Source organism: Streptomyces sp. GESEQ-4 (genome assembly GCF_017948455.1).
Taxonomy (GTDB): Bacteria; Actinomycetota; Actinomycetes; order Streptomycetales; family Streptomycetaceae; genus Streptomyces.
This window is the reverse complement of sequence record NZ_JAFFSU010000015.1, coordinates 42,979-68,468: the sequence shown is the minus strand read 5'-3', so window position 1 is coordinate 68,468 and position 25,490 is coordinate 42,979. Positions and strand designations below refer to the sequence as shown.

At 71.0% G+C, this 25,490-nt stretch carries 19 protein-coding genes; 3 read left to right on the top strand and 16 right to left on the bottom strand.

What is annotated here, in order from left to right; translation table 11 throughout:
- Window positions 1–55 precede the first annotated feature (55 nt).
- Together KCH48_RS26770 and KCH48_RS26765 are read right to left on the bottom strand one after the other, a co-directional pair.
- The gene (locus tag KCH48_RS26770) at window positions 56–3,088 is read right to left on the bottom strand and encodes a bifunctional diguanylate cyclase/phosphodiesterase (RefSeq protein WP_210577309.1); all 3,033 of its coding nucleotides are present in this window, start codon (window positions 3,086–3,088) and stop codon (window positions 56–58) included.
- A 384-nt stretch (window positions 3,089–3,472) separates the two neighbouring features.
- Window positions 3,473–4,471, bottom strand: coding sequence for a 2-hydroxyacid dehydrogenase (locus tag KCH48_RS26765; protein WP_210577308.1), 999 nt, complete (start codon window positions 4,469–4,471; stop codon window positions 3,473–3,475).
- Between the two features lie 309 nt (window positions 4,472–4,780).
- On the opposite strand from KCH48_RS26765, the gene KCH48_RS26760 reads away from it, so the two are divergent.
- Both KCH48_RS26760 and KCH48_RS26755 read left to right on the top strand, forming a co-directional pair.
- Window positions 4,781–5,779 (top strand): aldo/keto reductase, encoded by a 999-nt coding sequence (locus KCH48_RS26760; protein ID WP_210577307.1) that lies wholly within the window; start codon window positions 4,781–4,783, stop codon window positions 5,777–5,779.
- A gap of 155 nt (window positions 5,780–5,934) precedes the next feature.
- A complete protein-coding gene (locus KCH48_RS26755; RefSeq protein ID WP_210577306.1) occupies window positions 5,935–7,143 on the top strand; it encodes a sorbosone dehydrogenase family protein in 1,209 nt (402 codons plus the stop codon).
- Window positions 7,144–7,152: 9 nt separating this feature from the next.
- Here the strand turns inward: KCH48_RS26755 and KCH48_RS26750 are convergent, their stop codons facing one another.
- The 7 genes from KCH48_RS26750 to KCH48_RS26720 all read right to left on the bottom strand — a co-directional run bounded on the left by KCH48_RS26750 (window position 7,153) and on the right by KCH48_RS26720 (window position 14,947).
- A complete protein-coding gene (locus KCH48_RS26750; protein WP_210577305.1) occupies window positions 7,153–7,350 on the bottom strand; it encodes a DUF6191 domain-containing protein in 198 nt (65 codons plus the stop codon).
- Between the two features lie 99 nt (window positions 7,351–7,449).
- A complete protein-coding gene (locus KCH48_RS26745) occupies window positions 7,450–10,536 on the bottom strand; it encodes a helix-turn-helix transcriptional regulator (RefSeq protein ID WP_210577537.1) in 3,087 nt (1,028 codons plus the stop codon).
- A 131-nt stretch (window positions 10,537–10,667) separates the two neighbouring features.
- Window positions 10,668–10,853 carry a hypothetical protein gene (locus KCH48_RS26740; RefSeq protein ID WP_210577304.1) on the bottom strand — a complete coding sequence of 62 codons (186 nt, stop codon included), beginning with the start codon at window positions 10,851–10,853 and terminating at the stop codon, window positions 10,668–10,670.
- A 197-nt stretch (window positions 10,854–11,050) separates the two neighbouring features.
- Entirely contained in the window at window positions 11,051–11,644 is a 594-nt protein-coding gene (locus KCH48_RS26735; RefSeq protein WP_210577303.1) for a hypothetical protein, read from the bottom strand.
- 35 nt (window positions 11,645–11,679) lie between these two features.
- A complete protein-coding gene (locus KCH48_RS26730; protein ID WP_210577302.1) occupies window positions 11,680–12,252 on the bottom strand; it encodes a GNAT family N-acetyltransferase in 573 nt (190 codons plus the stop codon).
- On the bottom strand, window positions 12,230–14,464 hold the full coding sequence (locus tag KCH48_RS26725; protein WP_210577301.1) for an MMPL family transporter: 2,235 nt from the start codon (window positions 14,462–14,464) through the stop codon (window positions 12,230–12,232). Before KCH48_RS26725 ends, KCH48_RS26730 begins: the two co-directional genes overlap by 23 nt.
- Window positions 14,465–14,659: 195 nt before the next feature.
- Complete coding sequence (locus KCH48_RS26720) at window positions 14,660–14,947, bottom strand: hypothetical protein (RefSeq protein ID WP_210577300.1); 288 nt, start codon at window positions 14,945–14,947, stop codon at window positions 14,660–14,662.
- Between the two features lie 191 nt (window positions 14,948–15,138).
- Between KCH48_RS26720 and KCH48_RS26715 the strand changes: the two genes are divergently transcribed.
- The gene (locus KCH48_RS26715; RefSeq protein ID WP_210577299.1) at window positions 15,139–15,951 is read left to right on the top strand and encodes a cyclopropane-fatty-acyl-phospholipid synthase family protein; all 813 of its coding nucleotides are present in this window, start codon (window positions 15,139–15,141) and stop codon (window positions 15,949–15,951) included.
- A 72-nt stretch (window positions 15,952–16,023) separates the two neighbouring features.
- Here the strand turns inward: KCH48_RS26715 and gatB are convergent, their stop codons facing one another.
- From gatB to KCH48_RS26680, 7 genes are all read right to left on the bottom strand, one after another.
- Window positions 16,024–17,538 carry an Asp-tRNA(Asn)/Glu-tRNA(Gln) amidotransferase subunit GatB gene (gene gatB, locus KCH48_RS26710; protein WP_210577298.1) on the bottom strand — a complete coding sequence of 505 codons (1,515 nt, stop codon included), beginning with the start codon at window positions 17,536–17,538 and terminating at the stop codon, window positions 16,024–16,026.
- Window positions 17,539–17,553: 15 nt separating this feature from the next.
- The gene (locus tag KCH48_RS26705; RefSeq protein ID WP_210577297.1) at window positions 17,554–17,793 is read right to left on the bottom strand and encodes a hypothetical protein; all 240 of its coding nucleotides are present in this window, start codon (window positions 17,791–17,793) and stop codon (window positions 17,554–17,556) included.
- Window positions 17,790–19,289, bottom strand: a complete 1,500-nt coding sequence (gene gatA / locus KCH48_RS26700; RefSeq protein ID WP_210577296.1) for an Asp-tRNA(Asn)/Glu-tRNA(Gln) amidotransferase subunit GatA — start codon at window positions 19,287–19,289, stop codon at window positions 17,790–17,792. The genes KCH48_RS26705 and gatA overlap by 4 nt, the downstream gene beginning before the upstream one ends.
- A 7-nt stretch (window positions 19,290–19,296) precedes the next feature.
- Entirely contained in the window at window positions 19,297–19,593 is a 297-nt protein-coding gene (gene gatC, locus KCH48_RS26695; protein WP_007384860.1) for an Asp-tRNA(Asn)/Glu-tRNA(Gln) amidotransferase subunit GatC, read from the bottom strand.
- A 170-nt stretch (window positions 19,594–19,763) separates the two neighbouring features.
- Entirely contained in the window at window positions 19,764–21,857 is a 2,094-nt protein-coding gene (locus tag KCH48_RS26690; protein WP_374104717.1) for a putative bifunctional diguanylate cyclase/phosphodiesterase, read from the bottom strand.
- 419 nt (window positions 21,858–22,276) lie between these two features.
- Complete coding sequence (gene ligA, locus KCH48_RS26685) at window positions 22,277–24,469, bottom strand: NAD-dependent DNA ligase LigA (protein ID WP_210577294.1); 2,193 nt, start codon at window positions 24,467–24,469, stop codon at window positions 22,277–22,279.
- Between the two features lie 15 nt (window positions 24,470–24,484).
- The gene (locus tag KCH48_RS26680) at window positions 24,485–25,486 is read right to left on the bottom strand and encodes a methionine synthase (protein WP_210577293.1); all 1,002 of its coding nucleotides are present in this window, start codon (window positions 25,484–25,486) and stop codon (window positions 24,485–24,487) included.
- Window positions 25,487–25,490 lie beyond the last annotated feature (4 nt).

Below are 25,490 nucleotides of genomic sequence, written 5' to 3'. Positions count from 1 at the left end.
GTACGAGAATTCGGGTGCGCATGGCACTGACCCTCCCCCCGGCACGCACCGCATGTCAAGGTGGTGGGACGGGAGTCTCATTATGTGAACGAAGGGCACTGCCGCCTCCGAGAACAGCGGGCACACCACCACCGGTGTACACCCCTGAGCCCCCACCCGCGAACGCGGGCTCCGCCGGGCCGTGCGGGACCGGATAGTGGCCGGAAGCCAGTGCTCTGCGCAACCGGTACTCGTCCAGCGGACCGGAGAACGCCATGCCCTGCCCATGGGTGCAGCCCATCGCGCGCAGGGCCACGACCTGCTCCGGAAGGTCCACGCCGTCCGCCACGGACTGCAGCCCCAGATCACCGGCGATCCGCAGCAGCCCACTGGTGATCTTGTGCAGCCGAGCCGACTCGACAACGCCCTCGACCAGGGAGCGGTCGAGTTTCAGTACGTCGACGGGGAGCCGCCTGAGCGCGGTGATCGCCCCGTATCCGCTGCCGAAGCCGTCGAGCGCGATCCGGACACCCAGCCGGTGCAACACCCCAAGGCGTCGCTCCAGCTCGTCCAGGGACACCCGCGGATCGGTGTCCGCCAGCTCGATCACCAGCGCCCCGGACGGCAGCCCGTGCCGGGTGAGCAGCGCCTCGATCGAGCCGAGCGGCATCGAGCGGTCCAGCAGCCGCCGGGCACTCACCCGTACGGTCACCGGGACAGCCGACCCCGTCGTGGCCCGCTCGGCGGCCTGCTCGACGGCCTCCTCGAGCACCCAGCGACCCAGCTCCTGCGTCTTGTCGCTGTCCTCGGCCACCCTGAGGAACTCGGCCGGGGTGAACAGCACCCCCTGCGAGGAGCGCCAGCGCGCCTGGGCGGCGACCGATGTGATCCGGCCGTTCTCGAGACAGACGACGGGTTGGTGCAGCAGCGCGAACTCGCCGTCGTGCAGCGCGGCCCGCAGACGCGTGGCCAGCTCCGCCTTCCGTACGACGTCCTGCTGCATCTGCGGCGCGTACAACTCCACGCGGCCCTTGCCGGCCGCCTTGGCGCGGTACATGGCCAGGTCGGCGTTGCGCTGGATCTCGCCCGCGCCCAGGCCCGCCTCCGCGAAGGCGACGCCGATGGACGCGTTGACCCGGACATCGTTGCCGTCGATGAGATACGGCTGCGAGAGCGTGGCCCTGAGGCGGTCGGCGAGCTCCAGTATGTGACGTTCGCGGGAGGCGCGGTCACGGGTACCGTCCCCGACGATCAGGGCCGCGAACTCGTCGCCGCCCAGGCGGGCCGCGGTGTCGCCCTGGCGGACGCCGTCCTGGAGTCTGCGGGCGGCCTGGACGAGCAGTTCGTCCCCGGCCTGGTGCCCGATCGTGTCGTTGACCGCCTTGAAGCCGTCGAGGTCGATGAAGAGGACGGCCGTACCGGCGAGTGCGGCACCCCGGTCGGAGGCGCGCCGGCCGGACAGGGCCTGCTGGACGCGCTGGGTGAACAGGGCGCGGTTGGGCAGGTCGGTGAGCGGGTCGTGTTCCGCGTTGTGCTGGAGCTGCGCCTGCAGGCGCACTCTTTCGGTCACGTCCCGGCTGTTGAAGATCAGGCCGCCGTGGTGGCGGTTGACGGTGGACTCGACATTGAGCCAGCCTCCCCCACTCTCGGCTTCGCTCGAGCGGGAGGTACCCCCACCCCCGGCCCTGAAGCGGCACTCGATGCGCGTGGTGGGTTCTTCGAGCGGGCTGGCGGCGAGGAAGCGGCGCACCTCGTGCACCACGCAGCCCAGATCCTCCGGGTGGATGAGATCGGCCAGTTCCGTACCCACGAGGTCCTCGGCGGGACGGCCGTAGACCCCGGCGGCGGCCGGGGAGACGTACCGGAGGATGCCGTTGGGTGCGGCGATCATGATGACGTCGCTTGAGCCCTGCACCAGGGAGCGGAAGTGGTTCTCCTTCTGCGCCAGTTCCTGGGTGAGGGTGATGTTGTCGAGCAGCATGATGCCCTGGCGCACCACGAGGGCGAGCACGACCGTGCCGCCGGTGAGGAGCACCACGCGGTCGACGCTGCGGCCGTTGAGGACGTTGTAGAGGATCCCCAGGGTGCAGACCGCGGCGGCGAGATACGGCGTGAGGGCGGCCAGCGAACCGGCGATGGGCCGGGCGGCCGGATACCGGCTGTGATCACCTCCCTGCGGAGGTGTGTGGTGGTGGCCGCCGCCACGCTGTCCGGGCAGGTGCTCGTGCACCACGCGCGTGTGCCCCTCGTCCTCCGGTTGCCCGTGCCGCGGTGCGGACCAGGGGGCGTAAGCCAGGAGCAGCGAGCCGGCGAACCATCCCGCGTCCAGCAACTGGCCGGAACGGTAGGTGTGGTGGAGCAGCGGTGAGGTGAACAGGGCGTCGCACATCACGGTCAGGGCGAGCGCGCCGATCGCGGTGTTCACGGCGGTGCGGTTGCCCGAGGAGCGCCGGAAGTGCAGCGCGAGCACCATGCTGACCAGGGCGATGTCCAGCAGCGGGTAGGCCAGCGACAGCGCGGTGTGCGCCACGCTCGATCCCTCGGACTTCGCCGCCTGGGCGAGCGCGAGGCTCCACGACAGCGTCAGCAGCGAGCCGCCGATCAGCCAGGCGTCTAGGCCCAGGCAGACCCAGCCCGCCTTCGTCACCGGCCGTTTGGCGAGGACCAGCAGGCCCACGATGGCGGGCGGTGCGAAGCAGAGGAAGAACAGGTCGGCGTAGCTGGGGCTGGGCACGGGCTGTCCGAGGATCACCTCGTACCACCCCCAGACCAGGTTGCCGAGGGCTGCCATCGCCGAGGAGAGTGCGAACAGCAGCCAGGCGGGCCGAAACCGGATGCGCCGGCTTCGGGCGTAGAGAAAGCAGGACACGGCCGCGGCGGCCGCCGCGGCGCTCAGACCGAAGTCGCCCATGATCAGCGCGACTTGGCGCGAGCCCCAGCCGAGCGCGGAACCGACGGCGTATCCCGCGCACACCAGGGCCAGTGACAGTTGGAGGACCGGGCGCGACCCGCCGCCGGGGGACGGTGGCCGGGCCAGCAGCGCCCGCGCCGGGCGCCGCGCGCGCAGCGCTCCGTCGAGGGTGGTCGTGGTGGGCAGCGGCGAGGTCACCGGGCCCTCCCGGTCCGCGCCGCTCCGGGGTCCCGGGGGTCCCGGTGCGCCGGGTGCGCATGCCTCCTGTGGCTGCTGTGCGTGCGGTGGTGATGGCTGTGGTGATTGACGTGATGGCCGCGTCTGCGCGCGGCGGTGCCCCAGGGTCGCCGCCGGCGGCCTCGCCGCGTCGGATCGTTCGTCCATAGGCCGTGCATCGCCCGTCGCCCCCCTCACAGTCTGAAATGTCCATCCCCGGCGCCGAACGGTGCGCGGCGCATCCCCTGTCGGGACGATACACCAGTCTCGTCACTCAGGGACATAGCTTCTCTACGCTCCGTGACGACCAGCGGCGATGTGGGCACGTACCGCTTTCGAAGGACTGCGGAGGGTACTCGAATCGGATTACATGCCCGTTTCGTCCGGCTCCTGTGCGCTCGCGGCATCCGTCGGCCGTATGCCGGTCGCGCCTGTCGTAAGGATCACGTTCCGCAGCGGCTCGTGGTTCACGAAACGGCTCAACTGGTCCGTGAGAAGCCGCTTGGCGCGCGGCAGGAAGGCGGATGTGGGCCCGCCGACGTGGGGGCTGATGAGCACGCCGGGCGCGCGCCACAGGGGGTGTTCGCGGGGCAGCGGTTCGGGGTCGGTGACGTCGAGGGCGGCGCTGATGCGGCGGCTCTCCACTTCGGCGAGCAGGGCTTTGGTGTCGACGACCGCGCCGCGGGCGACGTTGACGAGGAGCGCGCCGTCCTTCATCCGGGCCAGGAAGTCGGAGTTGACCAGGTGGCGGGTGTTTTCGGTCAGGGGCGTGGACAGGATGACGACATCCGCCTCGGGCAGCAGGGCGGGCAGTTCGGTGAGCGGGTGCACCAGGCCGCGCGCCGTGGTGCGCTCAGAGCGCGCGACGCGCGCCACCCGCGCGAGCTCAAAAGGCGCGAGCCGGTCCTCGATGGCGGCGCCGATCGAGCCGTATCCCACGATGAGCACGTTCTTGTCGGCCAGCGCCGGCCGGAACCCGCCGAGCCATTCGCCCCGTTCCTGCGCCCGCACGAAGTCGGGGACACCGCGCAGTGAGGCGAGGATCAGGGTGAGCGTGAGCTCGGCGGTGCTCGCTTCATGTACCCCGCGCGCGTTGCACAGCCGTACGCCGGGACGCAGGTGCCTCAGCCCCGACTCGACGTGGTCAATACCGGCGGACAGGGTCTGCACGACCTGGACGGACGTCATCTCAGGCAGTGGGCGCTGTCCGATCGCGGGCGCCTTCATATAGGGCACCACGTAGTAGACGCAGTCGGCAGGGTCCGCGGGGAAGTCCTCACCACCGTCCCAGAAACGGTAGTTCGGCCCTTCCGGGAGCCCTTCGATCTCTTCCGGCGGGATGGGCAGCCACACGTCAGCAGTCATGCCAGGAGGCTAGGGCCTGTCCGGCGGATCCGGTCGGAGGAAAGCGGCGGTGCCTGATCGGCGCAGGTGAGCGGGGCGATGGGGGTACCTCCCGCGCGAGCCGAGCGAAGCCGGTTCGAGCGTGGGGGAGCGTGCAGCTGCAAGGCGGAGGAGGGAGTCATGGCTGAGCCATGGCGACTGACGACAACGCGGCAGATGTGCGTGCCATGCCCCGCGTCTCCGGCAGGATCCGCCGGGCAGGCCCTAGGTCAGGGGTGCGAGGGCGCAGAGGTTAGGTTGGGGGCTCGGGAGAGGGAGGGTTACGGGCAGGTGGAGCGCAGGACGATCGGTGCGGCGGCGCTCGTGGTGGGGGCCGTCGGACTCGGGTGCATGCCGATGAGCTGGGCGTACAGCGGCTCGCGGCAGCGGGGCGACGAGTCGCTCAGGGCCGTGCACCGGGCGCTCGATCTGGGCTCGAACCTGCTCGACACGGCCGATATGTACGGCCCGTTCACCAATGAGCTGCTGCTGGGGCGGGTGCTGAAGGAGCGCCGCGAGGACGCCTTCGTGTCGACGAAGGTCGGCCTGCTGGTCGGCGAGCAGCACGTGGTGGCCAACGGGCGGCCGGGCTATGTGAAGCGGGCGTGCGACGCGTCGCTGCGGCGACTGCAAACCGACTACATCGACCTCTACCAGCTGCACCGAGCGGACCCGGAGGTTCCGGTCGAGGAGACCTGGGGCGCGATGGCGGAGCTGGTCCAGGCCGGAAAGGTGCGGGCGTTGGGGCTGTGCGCGGTGGGCGCGCGCTCCGGGCGGCGGCCGGGGGCCCGGCTGCACGACGCGACGGTCCGACAGCTGCAGCGGGTGCAGCAGGTCTTCCCGGTGAGCGCGGTGCAGGCGGAGCTGTCGGTGTGGTCGCCGGAGTCGCTGGAGACACTGCTGCCGTGGTGCGAGGCGCGCGGCGTCGGTTTCCTGGCGGCGATGCCGCTCGGCAACGGCTTCCTGACCGGCACGCTGACCCCCGGCGAGGGCTTCGAACCGGACGACGTCCGGGCCCGTCACCCCCGCTTCACGGCCGAGATGATGGCCGCGAACCAGCCGATTGTGGCCGGTCTGCGCCGGGTGGCACACCGCCACGGCGAGGACATCACGCCCGCCCAGGTTTCCCTGGCGTGGGTGCTGGCCCAGGGACGGCATGTGGTCGCGGTACCGGGCGCCAAGCAGGAGCGCTGGGTGGCGGAGAACGCGGCGGCGGCCGGGGTGGGGCTCACGGTGCGGGACCTGGCGGAGGTGGCGGAGCTGCCGGGGGCACAGGGGTCCTGGGACTGAAAACGGCGGGGTTACGGACGCCGGGTTGCGGACGTCGGGTCGCCAACGTCGGGTGCGGACGTTTCGGGATGTGCTGGTGCCGATGTCCGGAGCTTGGTCGGCCGGGCGGTGATTCGGGATTGGTTGATCGGGAACCTGTGGGGCGCGAGCGGTGTATGACAAGTAGAACTCGCCGCGTCGAAGGGACCATGATCGTGCAACATCGAGCTGTGGCGGCCGTATTGGCCGCGGCCACACTCCTGCTGACGGCCGGCTGCTCGTCCGACGACGGTGGCTCGGGATCGTCGGCCGGCGAGGAGAGCGCGTCAGCGGGTGGTACGAGCCCGCAGTCCTCGCCCTCGGGACAGGCCGCCGAGGCGACCCCGCCCGCGAAGGGCTCGGTGAAGGTCGTGCGCACGGTCACCGAGGACCTGAACACCCCGTGGGGCCTGGCCCCGCTCCCCGACGGCGACCTGCTGGTCTCCTCACGCGACGAGGCCACGATCACCCGGGTCGACACGGAAACGGGCAAGAAGACCGAGCTGGGCGAGGTGCCCGGGGTGTCCCCGGCGGGAGAGGGCGGCCTCATGGGCCTCGCGCTCTCCCCGGACTACGCCTCGGACCACATGGTCTACGCATACTTCACCTCCGCCTCGGACAACCGCATCGTCCGCATGCTGTACGAGGAGGGGAAGCCGTCCGGCGAGCAGCTCGGCGCGCCCGACACGATCTTCCGGGGCATCCCCAAGGGCTTCATCCACAACGGCGGCCGGATCGCCTTCGGCCCGGACAAGATGCTGTACGCGGGCACGGGCGAGAGCGGTGAGAAAGGCCTGTCCCAGGACAAGGAATCCCTCGGCGGCAAGATCCTCCGCCTGACCCCGGAGGGCGACCCGGCGCCGGGCAACCCGTTCTCGAACTCGCCCGTCTACTCCTACGGCCACCGCAATGTGCAGGGTCTCGCCTGGGACTCCAAACAGCGCCTGTTCGCCGCGGAGTTCGGCCAGGACACCTGGGACGAGCTGAACGCGATCAAGCCGGGCGACAACTACGGCTGGCCGGAGGCCGAGGGCAAGTCCGACAACTCCGCCTACCACAACCCCATAGCCCAGTGGGGCACGGACGACGCCTCCCCCAGCGGCATCGCCTACGCCGAGGGCTCCGTCTGGATGGCGGGCCTGAAGGGAGAACGCCTCTGGCGCGTCCCCCTGAAGGGCACGGAGGCCTCGGCCGACCCCCAGGCCTTCCTCGAAGGCGAGTACGGCCGACTGCGCACGGTGGTCTCAGCGGGCGGCGACAAGCTGTGGCTGGTGACCAGCGAGACCGACGGGCGCGGCTCCCCGTCCGGCGGCGACGACCGGATCCTGGAGGTGCAGGTGAAGTAGGCCCGCCTCTCACTCCCCGGCGGCGGACTCCGCGTCGTCCTCCTCCGCCGTCGGCTGCCGTACGACGACCTTCCCGGACGCAAGATCTATCGGCCCGCGCCCCGGATCCCCGTCCCCGACATCCTCCCGGGTCAGCTCCAGCCGGTTCTGCTCGTCACGGGTGTGCTTGCGGCCCGGAGCAAAGAGCTCCTCGAACATGTTGAACACGGCGCCTCCTGCCGGTCCCTTGCAGCGTACGCCGCACCGCATACCGGGGGTGGGGCGCGAGAGCGACTTCCCGTCGCCGTGAACCGGGCATGGTGCGCCTCACCTCGCCGCCGGAGCCGAGGTGAGGTCGGGGGCGAACAACCCCAGCCGATGCGCCACCGCCGCCGCCTCTCCCCTGCCCGAGACGTCGAGTTTGGACAGGATGTTGGAGACGTGGACGCTGGCGGTTTTCGGGGAGATGAAGAGTTCCTCGGCGATCTGGCGGTTGGTGCGGCCGGCGGAGACCAGGCGCAGGACGTCGCGTTCCCGGCCGGTGAGGCCGAGGGCGTCGGCGGGGTCGGCGGGGGCGAGCTGCTGGGCGGGGGTGTGGGTCAGGGGGAGGCGGGCGCGCTGGGCGAGCAGGGCGGTCGCGTCGGCCAGTGAGCGGGCGCCGAGGTGGTCGGCGACGGCATGGGCGAGACGGAGCAGCTCGGCGGCCCGGTCGCGTTCGTCCTCGCCGCCGGACGGCAGCAGGGCCTCGGCGAGGCGGTACCGGACGCGGGCGAGATCGTAGGGCCGGTCGAGGCATTCGAAGGCGGCGACGACCTCGGACCAGTCGTCCGGGGTGCTGCGCGCCTCGGCCCGCAGCAGTTCGGCGCGGACCCAGCGTTCGTACGCCTGCCACACGGGGACGTTCGCAGCCAGGGACTTGGCGGCGGTGCGGATGCGGTCGAGGATCTCGGACCGGCCCGCATCGACGGTGGGCAGGCCGCGTGCGTCGGCCTCCGCGGTCGCGGCGATGAGGAGCACGGGCCAGGCGTAGCGCTGGGTGCCGGGTGGGAAGCCGGTGTCCAGGACGCGCTCAGTTTCGGCGCGGGCGTCGAGGAGGCGGCCCTCGGCGACGGCGATGCCGATCGCGAGGCGGACCAGCGGCAGCTCGTGCTGGGGCACCTTGTCGTGGGTGCCGAAGTGGCCGCGGGCCGCGGACAGTTGGCGGCCGGCCTCGGCCAGGTCACCGCGGGCGAGTGCGAGCAGGGCATGGGTCTTGGCGCGGAAGCCGCGGGGCCTGGCGCTCTGGCCGACGCGCTCCGAGGCGTCGGCGGCTTCGGCGGCCTCGGTCCACCGGCCCAGAGAGTGGAGGGAGTCGGCGAGGTTGCCCCACACCCAGGCCTCGGTGTCCGGCAGGCCCAGTCCCCGGGCGAAATCGACGCCTTCCTGGAGCACGGCGACGGCCTCCTGCGAGCGGCCTATGCCTTCCAGGTGGGAGGGCAGGTTCACAAAGGCGCGGCCCATCACGGAGACGTCGCCGAGCGTGGCCACCTGCTCCTTGACCCGGTACACCTGGGCCAGGCCGGGCTCGATGTCACCGGAGTCGACCATGAGCCCGCCGAGGGTCAGCCGTGCGTTCATCTCGATGTCGCGGGCGCCGACCATGCGGGCGTACTCCACGGCGCGTTCGGCGGCGGTGAGCGCGTCGGGGCCCGGGTTGTGCAGCATCGACCAGTTGGCGACCGAGGAGAGGACCTCGGCATGCACTTCGGAGGGCGGCAGGCCGCGTACCAGGCTCTGGGCGGTGGCCAGTTCCTGCCATCCGTCGCCGCGGCCGAGGGCCTGGATCAGCCGGGCCCGCTGGTTCCAGAACCAGGCGGCGCGCAGGGAGTCTCCCTCGTCCTCCAGCAGCCGAATGGCTCGCTTGGTGATCTTCAGGGCGCGTTCCCGCTCCCCGCACAGCCGCCCGGCGACGGCGGCCTCGGCCATCAGGTCGAGGGAGCGCAGCGGGGTGGTGGCGGGGTCGCAGCCGCAGGGTGGATAGACCTCGGTGTAGTCGACGGGGCGCAGCGTGGCCCGGATCTCCGCGGGGGCGGTGTCCCACAGCTCCATCGCCCGTTCCAGCAGCCGCAGTTGTTCGGAGTAGGCGTGCCGGCGGCGGGCCGTGACGGAGGCGGCGAGGACAGCGGGCAGGGCCTTGGCGGCGTCATGGGCGTGGTACCAGTAGCTGGCCAGGCGCATGACCCGCTCGTCGGCGGGGACCAGCGTGGGGTCGGCCTCCAGGGCTTCGGCGTAGCGGCGGTTGAGCCGGGAGCGCTCGCCGGGCAGCAGATCGTCGCCGACGGCCTCGCGGACCAGGGAGTGACGGAAGCGGAAGCCGTCCCTGTCGGGGGCGGCGCTGAGGATGTTGGCGTTCACGGCGGCCCGCAAGGCCTCGATCAGGTCGTCCTCGGCGAGCCCGGCGATGGCGGCGAGCAGCCGGTACTCCACGGCGGAGCCGCCTTCGGCGACGATCCGGGCGACGCGCTGGGCGCTCTCGGGCAGGCCCTCGACCCGGACCAGGAGCAGATCGCGCAGGGAGTCCGTGAGCCCGGTGCGACAGCCCTCGGCGGCGGAGACGGCGAGTTCCTCCACGAAGAAGGCATTGCCGTCGGAGCGCTGGAAGATCTCGTCGACCTGGGCGGGATCGGGCTCGGCGGCGAGGATGCCGGCGATCTGGCGGCTCACTTCCTCGCGGCTGAAGCGGCCGAGTTCGATACGGCGGACCGTGCGCAGCCGGTCGAGTTCGGCGAGCAGGGGGCGCAGCGGATGGCGGCGGTGGATGTCGTCGGAGCGGTAGGTGGCGAGGACGACGAGGCGGCCGGTGCGCAGCGTGCGGAAGAGGTAGGCGAGGAGGTGGCGGGTGGAGGCGTCGGCCCAGTGCAGGTCCTCCAGCGCGACGACGACGGTGTGGTCGGCGGCGACGCGCTCCAGCAGGCGTGCGGTGAGTTCGAAGAGGCGGGCCATGGCCTCCTCGTCGTCCCGGCCCGTGGCCCGGGCGGTGGATGTCTCGCCCAGCTCGGGCAGCAGCCGGGCCAGTTCCTCCTCCTGTCCGGCGGCGGCCGCGGCCAGTTCGTCGGGCAGGGCGCGGCGCAGGGCGCGCAGGGCGGCGGAGAAGGAGGCGAAGGGCAGTCCGTCGGCGCCGATCTCGACACAGCCGCCGAGCGCGACGACCGCGCCCTGCCGGCACGCCGCGGTGGCGAACTCCTCGACGAGCCGTGTCTTGCCGACCCCAGCCTCACCGCCGATCAGTAACGCCTGCGGCTCTCCCCCAGTGCCAATAGCCTGGGAGGTGCCCCCAGCAGCGGCGCCGGCGAGCGCGTCGTTCAGCATGTCCAGCTCGTCACCACGGCCGACGAAGACGGGACTTACGGACCTGGTCTCCACAGCCCCGAGCATCGCACGGGGGTCCGACAACGCGGCACCGGTTTTCTCCGGGGTGCTCGTCGCGTCAGCGGTCTGGGCCGGAGTGCGAGCGAGGGCCGTACCGCTGGTCGGTACGGCCCCTCCACCACCGCCCTCCCCCGCGCTCATGCGACCCGGGCGAACCGGTGCCGGCGCGGGCGGTGCGTATGGCTGTCCGGCTCGGCGGTGCGCCGGGCCGCATCGCGGCGGGCGGCGCGGCGAGCGCGGACGACCTCGCGGGCCAGCCGCTCCTGCTCTGCCTGGCGGATGAGCTCGGCGGAGCGGAACTGCTGCATCTCGTACTCGTACATGGTGTCTCCCCTGGTGAGCCTCGGTTTCGGGTCTCGCTTTCCGCGATGCCTCTACCTTCGTCTGCCAGGGGGGTCCGCCACATCGGGAGAGTTCCGCATCTTCGGCGGTGGGCGGTGCCTTAGACGTGCGTGAGGGGCCCCAGGAACTCCGTAAGGTGCTTACGGATGCCCTAAGACCCCTCAGGACCTGCGGTGGTTCAGCCGGCGGACGGCACTCCGAGCCAGACGCCGGTGTACTTGAGGACCGCGAGGAGCAGGCCGATGACGCCGAGCGAGACGCCCGCCCAGGAAACCGACTTGATCCAGACCGGCTGCGGCTTGCCCGGGACGCCGAACGCCGGACGGGCGAGGACCGCGACGCCGACGAGCAGCGCGACCAGCGCGAAGGTCCCGGCCCACAGCGCGGTGGCCTCCCAGGCGTCGCCGTAGACCGACTGGAGCTGCGTGGCGACGCTCGCGCTCTGCGAGGCCTGCATCTCCAGCTGGCCGTTGATCTCCACACGCGCCGAGGCCACCGTGCCGACCCAGCTGCCGGTCAGCGAGACCAGGCCGAGCGCGGCGGCGACGATGGCGCCGGCGCCCTGGCCCACTCCGGACGACTCCTTCACCTGCGCCACGGGCAGCTCGTCACCGTCCTCGTCCTCGGCGGACTCGATGTCGGACGGCTCGGCCGTGCCCTCGGCCTCGGTCCCGGTCGCTTCGTCGGCCTTGGTGACGTCCACCTTCTCCTCGTCGGTCGTGGCCTCGGTGCCCGTCTCGACACCGGTTTCGTCGTCTGTCTTGGTTCCCATGCTGCGCACCGTACGGATCCTGTCTGAGAAGTCTCTTAATGATCGCTGTCAGCGGCACGCGCGCGTGCTTCACGCCATTCGGGGGCGAGGATCGACCACACCTCCAGGTCGTGCCTTACGCCACCATAGGGGTGCGCCTCCCGCCGTGTGCCGTCGCGGGTCATTCCGAGCCGCCGGGCCACATTCAGGCTCGGCTGGTTGCCCGAGGCGGCGACCCACTCGATCCGGTGAATGCCGCGCTCTTCGACCGCCCAGTCGATGAGGACGCGCATCGCCCGGGTGACCAGACCACGCCCGGTCCCGGCGGGCTCCAGCCAGCAGCCGACCTCGCAATTGCCGCTCGCGGCGTCGAAGTTGAGGAACAGCACGCCGCCCACGAGCTTGCCGTTCAGCCACAGCCCGTGCAGCGAGCGGGTGTCGGCGGCGCGCATCTCGGCGTACCGCTGGAGCATGGCGCGCGCGGACTCCACGTCCGTCTCCTGCGACCCGAAGTTGATGAACCGCCCGATGAACTCCCTGCCCCGCTCCAGGTGCGCGAAGAACTCCTCCGCGTGCCAGGGCTCCAGGGGCCTCAGCTCGGCGTCGTCACCCAGGGATATCGCGTACATCCTGATCCCGCTCCTTCTCCAGCTGCTCCACGACGTCGACGCCGGCGAGCCTCTCATGGGCGGCGCGGGACTCGGGCGGCTCGATGCTGATGCGCGGGAGGTACTTCTCCAGCGGGCGCGGCAGCCACCAGTTGGCGCCGCCGAGCAGGTGCATGAGGGCCGGCACCAGCAACGTACGCAGGACGAAGGCGTCGAGGGCGACCGCGGCGGCCAGCGCGATGCCGAACATGGCGATCACGCGGTCGCCGCTGAGCACGAAGGCGAGGAAGACCGAGATCATGATGACGGCGGCGGAGTTGATCACCCGGCTGGTCTCGGCGAGGCCGATCCGGACGGCCCGCCGGTTGTCGCCGGTCTCCAGCCACTCCTCGTACATCCGGCTGACCAGGAAGACCTGGTAGTCCATGGAGAGGCCGAACAGCACGGACACCATGATGACCGGCAGGAACGGCTCGATCGGTCCCGCCCGCCCCAGCCCCAGCAGCTCGCTCCCCCACCCCCACTGGAAGATCGCGACGACGACGCCGAACGCGGCGGCGACGGCGGCCACGTTCATCGCGGCGGCCTTCAGCGGGATGCCGACGGACCGAAAGGCGAGCAGGAGCAGCAGACAGCCGAGGCCGACGACGACCCCCACGAACAGCGGCAGCTTGCCGACGATGACCTCGGCGAAGTCGTCGTAGGCCGCCGTCACTCCGCCGACGTGCACATCCAGCGAGGTGCCCGTCTCGGCACGCGGCAGCACCTCGGTGCGCAGCCGGTCGACGAGGGCGCTGGTCGTCTGCGACTGCGGCGAGGACTGCGGGACGACGGTGAGATACGCGGTGTGGCCGCCGGAGCTGTAGGTCACCGGCGTGACGGCCGCGACGCCCTCGGTGGCGCGGAGGGTGGCGTCGAGGTTGTCGAGGGCAAGCTTTTGCTCGGCTCCGTCGACGGCGGTGACAAGGGTCAGCGGCCCGTTGACGCCGGGTCCGAAACCGTCCGCGAGCAGGTCGTACGCCTGCCTGGTCGTCGTCGCCTCGGGGTTGTTGCCCTGGTCGGAGGTGCCCAGGCGCAGCCCGAGCGTGGGCAGGGCGAGCAGCGTGATCACGGCGAGGGCGACCGCGCCGAGCTTCTTGGGGTGCCGTTCCACGAAGGCCGACCAGCGGGCCGCGAACCCGGTCGGCAGCTCGGGCTCGGGACCGTGCTCGGCGAGCCTGCGGCGCTCACGGCGGCTGAGCGCCCGCATGCCGATGAAGGACAGCAGGGCGGGCAGCAGGGTCACGGCGGCGGCGACCGTGAGGACCACGGTCAGCGAGGCGGCGATCGCGACGCCGTTGAGGAAGTTCAGCCGAAGGATCAGCATGCCCAGCAGGGCGATGCACACCGTGGCGCCCGCGAAGACCACCGCACGCCCGGTCGTCGCGACGGCGCTGGTGACCGACTCGGTGACGGACAGCCCGCGTTTCAGACCGCGGCGGTGCCGGGTCACGATGAAGAGCGCGTAGTCGATGCCGACGCCGAGCCCGATCAGCATGCCGAGCATGGGCGCGAAGTCGGCCACGGTCATGACATGCCCGAGCAGCACGATCCCGGCGTACGCCGTGCCGACGCTCACCAGCGCGGTGGCGATGGGCAGCAGCGAGGCGGCGAGCGAGCCGAAGGCGAGGAACAGCACGACCGCGGCGACCGCCACCCCGACGATCTCCGCGAGGTGCCCGCCGGACGACTCGGTCAGCGCGATGGCACTGCCGCCCAGCTCCACCTGAAGCCCGTCGGACCGCGCCGACTCGGCGGTGTCGACGACGGCCTGCGCCTCGGACCTGTCGATCGACTCGGCCGGGTCGTCGAAGGTGACGGTCGCGTAGGCCGTACGTCCGTTGCCGCTGATCTGCGCCGCGCCCTGGCCGGCGTACGGGCTGATCACGGTGGCCACGCCGGGCAGTTCCGCGATCTCGTTCAGGGTGCGGGTCATGGTCTGTTCGACGTCGGCGGCGCGGACGGTGCCGGACGCGGTGTGCCAGACCACGGTGTCGCTGTCGCCGCCGAGTTCGGGGAAGCCGTCCCGCAGCAGCTGGGTGGCGTGCCCGGACTCGGTGCCCGGGGCCTCGTAGTCGTTCGAGTACGCGGCCCCGGCGACGGCGGCGCCCGCGGTCACCCCGCCGAAAGCGAGGAGCCACAGCAGAACGGCGACCAGGCGGCGTCGGACACACCAGCGTGCGAGGGCTGCCACGAAACGTGCTCCCGGGGGTGGGGATTTGTGGATCTTTGACCGGGAACAGTCGTTCAGGACGTGAACGGCCCGCAAAGAACGTATGAGCAATGCGGGGACCACTCTTGCAGGCGGAAGTGATCGTTCATCGCGTTCGTGGGCTTATTCACAGGAGTGGGAGGCAGATCACAGGACAGTAACGGTCACTCTGTCACCTCAGTCGAACTGGTCGCCCAGCGCCATCACCATCGCCCCGATGATCAGCAGCCACAACGCCCTTCGGGTGCGCCCCCGGGACCCCAGGACCGACGCGAGCGCGCACACCAGCGCACCGAAGGCGTACGCCGCCGGAACGACCGTCGGCGCGGAGCCGCCGGCCCGGAGCGCCGACGCGGCCAGACCGGCGAGGGCGAGCAGCACCCCGGTCCCGGCCGCCGTCCAGCGGGCCCGCCGCACCTCCCGCAGGGAGTCCTCGGGGGTCTCGGATTCACCGCTTCCGTTCATGGCGGGCGAGCGTAGCGCCTCCGGCTGAGAAACCGGATGCGGGGCATTGGAGGCGGCTGTTAGCTTCCGAAGGTCCTCCGTCCTTCTCGCGGCACCTCGCCGCCGGCCCAAGCAGGTGCGTTGTTTGAGCGTCCGACCGAGCTCCTCCGTATCCCTCTCCGCTTCCCAGGACTCAAGGAGCCCGTTCACCGATGCCAGACATCACCCCGCCGACGATGCGGCCCTCGGATGAGGACCTCACCCAGCGGCTGACCCACGCCCGCTACCCGCGCAGCAACAGCTACGACGCCCGCTGGGTCATCGAGAACCAGATGGGCCCGAACGCGCTGTGGCTGCTGGAGTGGCTGGCCCCCGCCCTCGGCCTGGACACCCTCCGCCCCTGCGCCCGTGTCCTCGATCTCGGCTGCGGCCGGGCCATGACCTCGGTCTTCCTGGCCAGGGAGTACGACACCCAGGTCACCGCCGCCGACCTGTGGATCGACCCCCACGACAACGCCCGGCGGATCGCCGAGGCCGGTTTCGCCGACCGTGTGCTGCCCATGCGCGTCGAGGCGCACGACCTGCCGTTCGCCGAGGGCAGCTTCGACGCGATCGTGAGCATCGACGCGTATCAGTACTTCGGCACGAATGATCTGTATCTGCCCACGCTGACGCGGCTGTTGAAGCCCGGCGGGCGGATCGGTGTCGTCGTGCCCGCACTGCGCCAAGAGCCGGAGGGCACGGAGCCTCCGGCACATCTCAAGCCCTACTGGGAGCCCGACTTCTGGTGCTTCCACACCGCCGACTGGTGGCGACGGCACTGGACACGCTCCGGCGCCGTCGAGGTGGAGACGGCCGACTGGCTGGACGACGGCTGGCGGGACTGGCTGCTGTGGTGCGACGTGGTCGCCGAGGAGAGCCCCGAGGAGTTCCATCGCACGATGGCCCGCCGGGTCGGCGAGACGGTGCGGGTGGACGAGGGCCGCGCGCTGGGCTTCGTACGGCTCGTAGGGCGCCGCACGTAGGTAACCGCTGTAGGCAAGGCAACGGCCCCGGAGGAATTCACCCGTGCCTCCGGGGCCGTACTGCGTATGGGCTCAGCCCTCGCTGACGCCCAGCTTCTCCAGGATCAGCTCCTTGACGCGAGCCGCGTCCGCCTGACCCCGGGTCGCCTTCATGACCGCGCCGACCAGGGCGCCGGCCGCGGCGACCTTGCCGCCGCGGATCTTGTCCGCGATGCCGGGGTTGCCGGCGATGGCGTCGTCGACGGCCTGGCCGAGCGCGCCCTCGTCGGAGACGACCTTCAGACCGCGCTTGTCGACGACCTCGTCCGGGGTGCCTTCGCCCGCGAGGACGCTCTCGATGACCTGGCGGGCCAGCTTGTCGTTCAGGTCGCCCTTCGAGACCAGCCCGGCGACCCGCGCGACCTGCACCGGCGTGATGGCCAGTTCGTCCAGCGATGTGCCGGACTCGTTGGCGCTGCGGGCCAGTTCGCCCATCCACCACTTGCGGGCGGAGGCGGCGTCCGCGCCGGCGTCGATCGTGGCGACGATCGCTTCCAGCGCGCCGGCGTTGAGGATCGCCTGCATCTCGGTGGCCGAGATGCCCCACTCCTCGCGGAGCCGGTTGCGGCGCACCAGCGGCAGTTCGGGCAGCCCGGCGCGGATCTCCTCGACCCACTCGCGGGTCGGGGCGACCGGCACCAGGTCGGGCTCCGGGAAGTACCGGTAGTCCTCGGCCTCTTCCTTCACGCGGCCCGAGGTCGTCGACCCGGTGTCCTCGTGGAAGTGCCGGGTCTCCTGGATGATCGTGCCGCCGCCGCTGAGGACGGCCGCGTGCCGCTGGATCTCGTAGCGGGCCGCGCGCTCCACGGAACGCAGCGAGTTGACGTTCTTCGTCTCGCTGCGCGTGCCGAACTTGTCGGTGCTGTTCGGGCGCAGCGACAGGTTCACGTCGCAGCGCATCTGCCCCATCTCCATGCGGGCTTCCGACACACCGAGCGCCTTGATGAGCTCGCGCAGCTCACGGACGTACGCCTTCGCCACCTCGGGAGCTCGCTCGCCCGCGCCCTCGATCGGCTTGGTGACGATCTCGATGAGCGGGATGCCGGCGCGGTTGTAGTCGAGGAGCGAGTGCGAGGCGCCGTGGATACGGCCCGTCGCGCCGCCGACGTGCAGTGATTTGCCGGTGTCCTCCTCCATGTGGGCGCGCTCGATCTCCACGCGGAAGGTCTCGCCGTCCTCCAACTGCACGTCGAGATAGCCGTTGAAGGCGATCGGCTCGTCGTACTGGGAGGTCTGGAAGTTCTTCGGCATGTCCGGATAGAAGTAGTTCTTCCGGGCGAAGCGGCACCACTCGGCGATCTCGCAGTTCAGCGCGAGACCGATCTTGATCGCGGACTCGACGCCGGTCGCGTTGACGACCGGGAGCGCGCCGGGCATGCCGAGGCAGACCGGGCAGGTCTGGGTGTTCGGGTCGGCGCCGAGCGTGGTCGAACAGCCGCAGAACATCTTGGTCTTGGTGCCGAGTTCGACATGGACCTCGAGGCCCATGACGGGGTCGTACGACGCCAGCGCGTCCTCGTACGACACCAGGTCGGTCGTGGTGGTCACGGTGAAACTTCCCTCTCAGCCCAGCAGGACGTCGTCGTCGCCCAGCCGCTTCAGTTCGCGGTACAGGATGGCGAGGCCGGTGACGACCGCGACCGCGGAGACGGTGGCGTCGATCAGGACCAGCGTGTCCTTCTCGGCGCGGGCCTTCTTGAGCCGCTTGGCGACGCCGAACGCGCCGAACGCGGTGGTGGCGATCGACAGGTACGTACCGGACTTGGACTTCTTGAAGTCCTTGGCCTTGGACAGCTTGCTCACAGCGACGGTGCCTCCTCCAGAAGCGGGTGCCCCCACTTTTCCACGAAGGCGGCCTCGACGGCTGCCCCCACCTTGTACAGGCGGTCGTCCTGCAGCGCCGGGGCGATGATCTGCAGGCCGACCGGGAGGTTGTCCTCCGGCGCGAGACCGCAGGGCAGCGACATGGCCGCGTTGCCCGCCAGGTTGGTCGGGATGGTGCACAGGTCCGCGAGGTACATCGCCATCGGGTCGTCGGCACGCTCGCCGATCGGGAAGGCGGTGGTCGGCGTCGTCGGCGAGACGATCACGTCTACCTGCTCGAAGGCCTTCTCGAAGTCGCGCGTGATGAGCGTACGGACCTTCTGGGCGCTGCCGTAGTACGCGTCGTAGTAGCCGCTCGACAGCGCGTACGTGCCGAGCATGATCCGGCGCTTCACCTCGGGGCCGAAGCCCGCCTCACGGGTGAGGGAGGTGACCTCCTCGGCGGAGTGGGTGCCGTCGTCGCCGGTCCGCAGGCCGTAGCGCAGGCCGTCGAAGCGCGCGAGGTTGGAGGAGCACTCGGAGGGCGCGATCAGGTAGTACGCGGAGAGCGCCAGGTCGAAGGACGGGCAGTCCAGCTCGACGATCTCGGCGCCCAACTCCTTGAGCAGAGCCACGGACTCGTCGAAGCGCTGGATGACACCGGTCTGGTAGCCCTCACCGCGGAACTGCTTGACGACGCCGACGCGCATGCCCTCGACGCTGCCGTTGCGGGCGGCCTCGACGACCGGCGGGACCGGGGCGTCGATCGAGGTGGAGTCCATCGGGTCGTGCCCGGCGATGACCTCGTGCAGCAGCGCCGCGTCCAGGACCGTACGGGCGCAGGGCCCGCCCTGGTCGAGGGAGGACGAGAACGCGACCATGCCGTACCGCGAGACGGCCCCGTACGTCGGCTTCACACCGACCGTGCCGGTGACGGAGGCCGGCTGGCGGATGGAGCCGCCGGTGTCGGTACCGATGGCGAGGGGGGCCATGTGCGCGGCCAGCGCGGCGGAAGAGCCGCCGCCCGATCCGCCGGGAATCCTGGTGAGGTCCCAGGGGTTGCCGGTGGGCCCGTAGGCGCTGTTCTCGGTGCTCGACCCCATGGCGAACTCGTCCATGTTGGTCTTGCCGAGGATGACGACGTCGGCGGCCTTCAGCCGCTTGGTGAGCGTCGCGTCGTACGGCGGGATCCAGCCCTCGAGGATCTTCGAGCCGACGGTGGTCGGGATGCCCTGGGTGGTGAAGATGTCCTTCAGGGCCAGGGGAACACCGGCCAGGGGCCCGAGCTTCTCGCCCTTCGCCCGCTTCTCGTCGACGGCGCGGGCCTGGGCCAGCGCGCCCTCGCGGTCGACGTGCAGGAAGGCGTGCACCTTCTCGTCGACGGCCTCGATACGGGCCAGGTGGGCCTCGGTGACCTGCACCGCGGTGAGCTCACCGGAGGCGATCCTCGCGGCGGTCTCGGCGGCGGTGAGCTTGATGATGCTGTTGTCCGTCATGGTGGTCTTAGTCCTCCCCCAGGATCTGCGGCACCTTGAAACGCTGCTGCTCCTGGGCCGGGGCGCCGGAAAGCGCCTGCTCGGGGGTGAGCGACGGACGGACCTCGTCCGCCCGCATGACGTTCGTCAGCGGAAGCGGGTGCGAGGTCGGCGGTACGTCTTGGTCGGCGACCTCACTGACGCGTGCGACCGCGCCGATGATGTCGTCCAGCTGTCCCGCGAAGTGCTCGAGCTCTTCGGGCTTCAGCTCCAGACGCGCCAGCCGTGCGAGGTGGGCGACCTCCTCGCGCGTGATGCCAGGCATGCAGCGATCCTCTGGGGTGAGTGCGTGTGGTTTGGCCCAATCCTATGGGGCAGGGGGCCATGACCGTGAAACGGTTTCGGTAGCGCCCCGATAGGGGCGCGGGGAACTGCGCGACAAGCCACGACGGCGCAGCAGCCGCCCACGGCGAGGACGCACTCGGCGATGACGCGCTAGTCGGCCGCAGGCAACGCCGCCCGCGGCCGCTGCCACCCCCGCGACCCCCGCGCCCGCAACCACGCCGTCGTCTCCTCGGCAGGCATCGCGGCCGCGACCAACCACCCCTGAACCGCGTCACAGCGCAGATCCCGCAGCCGCTCCCACGTCTCGTCGTCCTCGACGCCTTCCGCCACCACGAGCAGCCCCAGCGAGTGGGCGAGATCCACCGTGCACCGCACGATCTCCGCGTCCTCGGCATCGACGGCCAGCCGCGCGACGAAGGAACGGTCGATCTTCAGCTCGCTCACCGGCAACCGCCGCAGATGCACCAGCGACGAGTACCCGGTGCCGAAGTCGTCCAGCGACATCTTCACGCCGTGCCCGGTCAGCCCGGCGAGGGTGTCCGCGGCCCGCTGCGGATCCTCCAGAAGCACATGTTCCGTTATCTCGAGCTGGAGCGAGCCCGCCGGGACGCCGTGCCGGGCGAGCCGCGCGGCCACCGAACCCGCGAACCCGGGGGTGTGCACGTCGCGCGGGGACACGTTCACCGCGACGGGCACGTACAGCCCCTGCGCCCGCCACCGCGCGACCTGCGCGAGCGCTGTGTCCAGCACGTACTCCGTCAGATGCGGCATCAGCCCGGACGACTCGGCGATCGCTATGAACTCGTCCGGCGGCACCCTCCCGCGCTCCGGGTGCACCCAGCGGACCAGCGCCTCGAGACCGGCGACCTGTCCGTCGAAGCGGACCTTGGGCTGGTAGTGCAGCTCCACCTCGTGCGCGTCGAGCGCGCGCCGCAGATCGCCCAGCAGGCCGAGGCGGTCCGGGGTGTTGGAGTCCCGCTTGGACTCGTAGACCTCCACGCCCGTACGGTCCCGCTTCGCCTGGTACATCGCCACGTCCGCCCGGCGCAGCAGACCCTCCGCGTCGAGGGCGTGGTCGGGGAAGACGGCGACTCCGGCGCTGGCCTCCAGGACGAGGGTGAGTCCGTCGAGGTCGAGCGGTGAGCTGAGCGCGGCGACCAGGCCCCGGGCCATCCGGGTCGCGGACGTGGTGGAGTCGGCGACCGGCAGTAAGACGGCGAACTCGTCCCCGCCGAGCCGCGCGGCCTCCGCCCCACGCGGCAGCGCCACCCGCAGCCGGTCGGCTATCTGCAGCAGCAGCCGGTCACCGGCGAGATGACCGAGCGTGTCATTGACCGAACGGAAGCGGTCGAGGTCGATCAGCATCAGTGCGGACCGTGCGCCGATGCGCTCGGCGTCGTCCAGCGCGGTCCAGATGCGCTCGAGCAGCCACTGCCGGTTGGGCAGCCCGGTGAGCGGGTCGCGCAGCTGCTCCTCGGCGCGGGCCCGGGCTATCCAGAGGGTGAAGTCCAGGGCGATGAGCGGGATCGAGAACAGCGGCAGCAGCACCGGCTTGGCCACGGCCACGACACACACCAGCGGTGCGATGCCGAGCAGCGCGACCGTGACCATGCCCTGTCTGACCAGGGCGGTGCGGGCGACCGTGGGCAGGCCGCCGGTGCGCGGGGCGTGCAGATACCAGAGCAGGGTGCGGGTGACCGCGAGGTAGGCGACCGCGACGAGGATGACTTCGGGGGCGGTGTAGAAGGTCCAGGTGTCGGGGTTCCAGGGGGTCTCGACGGACGGCACCCGGCCGAACGCGGCCAGGACCAGGGCGCCGGCGCCGATGCCGAGGATGTCCACCGCGCCGTGCAGCAGGCCCTGCCGCCAGCGGTTGCGGCGGGCGACGCCGACCAGGACGACGACGGTGAGGCTGACCATTCCGGCGGGCACCCAGCCGTAGAGCATCAGGACGGCGAGGGTGAGGGCGGCGCCGGAGCCGGTGCCGCCCCACCAGCGGGCGCGGCCGAGGGCGACCAGGTGGCCCACGATGATGCCGGTCAGCACGGCGAGCGACCAGCCGACGGCGCCGGACGGGAAGAGGGCGTGGTCCAGGGTGAACGCGCGGAAGAAGCCGCCGCCCAGGACGAATCCGGCCGCCGTCATGACCGCAGCGGGCAGTGCGGGCCAGGAGGTGTGCCGTTCCGCGTCGGTGCCCGGCAGTGCGCTGTGCGACCGGTCGGCGGTGAGCTGTGCGGTGTTCATCGCGTCGGCCGCGGGACGCTGCCCGGCGGTGCGCTCCCCCGTGCCCGGACGCTCCCCGGACCGCCCGCCCCATCGGCTCGCCTGCCATGCGTCGGTGACCCGGCGCAGGCGCAGCCGCGAGTATGGGGCGGCGCTCTCGGTCGGTTCCATTCCCGTCCCTCTCACAGCCGGCGGTGCCCACGCCACGCGGCCCGGTGCCGGACATCCCTCAGCGGCGCCGCGTCAGAAAACCCTTCCCCTCGCCCGTCAAGGCCCTCTCTGAGCAAGGGGATGCCCCAACCGCAGCTGGGCACGGCAGGCGCACCCCTCAACAGTAGGCCGCAGAAGGCTTCCACGGGCAGCGGTCGTCGACGGTTGCCCGATTGCGCCCCGGCCACCCGTATCCATCTGGTATGCGCCGATCGGGTGGCCTTCAACCGCTACTCCTCTGCCGGGAGGGCGACTTCGGCGGCTGCGTCCGGGCCTTGTTCCAACAGGACGGTGAATCCGTCCTCGTTCAGAACCGGCACCTTGAGCTGCATCGCCTTGTCGTACTTCGAACCAGGATTGTCACCCACAACGACGAAAGACGTCTTCTTCGAAACAGAACCGGTCACTTTGGCTCCCCGGACCTGAAGCGCTTCCTTGGCTCCGTCCCGTGTGAATTGTTCGAGCGTTCCGGTGACGACGACGGTGAGTCCTTCCAGGGGACGCGGGCCCTCGTCCTCGCCGGACCCCTCTTCCTCCATCCGGACACCTGCAGCCTTCCACTTACGGATGATCTCTTGGTGCCACTCCTCGGCGAACCATTCCTTGAGGGAGGCGGCGATGATCGAGCCGACGCCGTCGGTGTTCGCCAGCTCCTCCTCCGTGGCCTGCTCGATACGGTCGATCGAGCGGAAGTTGCGGGCCAGCGCCTCGGCGGCGACCGGGCCGACATGACGGATCGACAGGCCGGTGAGGATTCGGGCGAGCGGGCGCTGCTTGGCCGCGGCGATGTTCTCCAGCATCGCGGTCGCGTTCTTCTTCGGCTCGCCCTGCTGGTTGGCGAAGACCGTGGCGATCTTCTCCTCGCCGGTCTTCGGATCGCGCTTGGGCAGGCCGCTGTCCTGGTCGAGGACGTACGCCTTGATGGGCAGCAGCTGCTCGATGGTGAGGTCGAACAGGTCGCCCTCGTCGGCGAGCGGCGGCTGGGCGGGTTCCAGCGGCTTGGTGAGCGCGGCGGCGGCGACATAGCCGAAGTGCTCGATGTCCAGCGCCTTGCGGCCGGCGAGGTAGAAGAGGCGCTCGCGCAGCTGCGCGGGGCAGGTGCGGGCGTTCGGGCAGCGCAGGTCGACGTCGCCCTCCTTCATCGGCCGCAGTGCCGTACCGCACTCGGGGCACTCGGCCGGCATCTCGAACTCGCGCTCGCTGCCGTCGCGCAGGTCGGCGACCGGGCCGAGGATCTCCGGGATGACGTCACCGGCCTTGCGCAGCACCACCGTGTCACCGATGAGGACGCCCTTGGCCCTGACGACGTCCTGGTTGTGCAGGGTGGCGAACTCGACCTCCGAGCCCGCCACCGTCACCGGTTCGACCTGGGCGTACGGCGTGATCCGGCCCGTACGGCCCACGCCCACGCGGATGTTGATGAGCTTGGTGTTGACCTCTTCCGGCGCGTACTTGTACGCGATCGCCCAGCGCGGCGCGCGGGAGGTGGAGCCGAGCCGGCCCTGGAGCGGGATCTCGTCGAGCTTGACGACCACGCCGTCGATCTCGTGCGCCACGGAGTGGCGGTTCTCGCCGTAGTGGGCGATGAACTCCCTTACGCCGTCCAGGCCATCGACCACCTTGTTGTGCGTGGAGGTGGGCAGGCCCCAGCTCTTCAGCAGGTCGTACGCCTGGGAGAGGCGGGTCAGGCCCTCGAAGCCCTCCAGGGCGCCGATGCCGTGGACCACCATGTGGAGCGGCAGGGTGGCCGTGACCTTGGGGTCCTTCTGGCGCAGCGAACCCGAGGCGGAGTTACGGGGGTTGGCGTACGGCTTCTCACCGGCGGCCACGCGGCGTGCGTTGAGGTCCTGGAAGGCCTCCATCGGGAAGTAGACCTCGCCGCGGATCTCGACGAGCCGGGGGACGCGGTCGCCCTTCAGCCGGTGCGGGATCTCCGCGATCGTCATCACGTTCGGCGTGATGTCCTCGCCGATCCGTCCGGTGCCGCGGGTGGCGGCGCGGGTGAGCCGGCCGTCCTCATAGGTCAGGTTCACCGCGAGGCCGTCGACCTTGAGCTCGCACAGCAGGTGGTAGTCGGTTGTGCCGACGTCCTTGGCGACGCGGTCGGCCCAGGCCGCGAGGCCCTCGTCGTCGAAGACGTTGTCGAGGGAGAGCATGCGTTGGCGGTGCTCGACCTCGGCGAGGTCGGTCTCGTACTCGACGGCGACCTTCTGGGTCGGCGAGTCCGGGGTGCGCAGCTCGGGATGCTCCTCCTCCAGCGCCTCCAGGGTGCGCAGCAGCTGGTCGAACTCCGCGTCGCTGATGACGGGAGCGTCCTTCACGTAGTACCGGAAGCGGTGCTCCTCGATCTGCTCAGCGAGTTGCGCGTGCTGCTCCCGTGCCTCGGCGGGCACCGCCGTCTCCGCTTGCTTGTCGCCGGCCACCGTATTGTCCTCCCGTTACTCTGGGTTGTCCGCGAGGGATCTCGCCGCCTGGACGCAGTGGGCGAGGGCCTTGCGTGCGTAGTCGGGGGAAGCCCCCGCGAGTCCGCACGAGGGCGTGACCGTGACCGCCTCCGCGAGAAGCGCGGGAGACAGCCCCAGCCTGCGCCAGAGCGTCCTGACACCCATGACGCTACCGGCAGGGTCTGACAATGGGCCGTCCGTGCCCGGGACGACACCGGCGAAGAGCCGGGTGCCCCCTTCCACCGCTTCGCCGATCACGTCGTCATCACGCTCGGTGAGGAGGGAGAAGTCGAAGGAGATCGCGGTCATGCCCGCCCGGCGCAGCAGGGCGAACGGGACGTCCGGTGCGCACGAGTGCACCACGACCGGCCCGCCCGCGTGAACCCCGGCGACCTCGCGGAGCGCGGCCTCGACGACCTGCCGGTCGACGGCCCGGTGGGTGCGGTATCCGCTGGCGGTCTTCACCTGGCCGCGCAGTACGGCGGTGAGGGAGGGTTCGTCGAGCTGGAGGACGAGCCGGGCGCCGGGTACGCGCCGTTTGACCTCCGCGAGATGCTCCCGCAGCCCCTCGGCGAGCGAACCGGTGAGGTCGCGGCAGGCACCCGCGTCGGACAGTACGGACTCGCCGTTCTTCAGCTCCAGCGCGGCGGCCAGCGTCCAGGGGCCGACGGCCTGCACCTTCAGCTGCCCGTCGTACCCCTGCGTGAACTCCTCCAGGGCGTCGAGGTCCTGGCCGATCCAGGACCGGGCCCGCTTGGTGTCCCGCCCCGGTCGGTCCCCGATCCGCCAGCCGCTGGGCTCCACGCGCGCGTACATCTCGACGAGCAGCCCGGCGGTACGGCCGATCATGTCGGCGCCGGGGCCGCGCGCGGGCAGCTCCGGCAGGAACGGGAAGTCTTCGAGACTCCCGACGACGGTGTTGACGGCCTCGCGGGCATCGGCGCCGGGCATGGAGCCGATGCCGGTGGCGGGGGCGAAGGTGGGGTTTTCGTTCACGCGG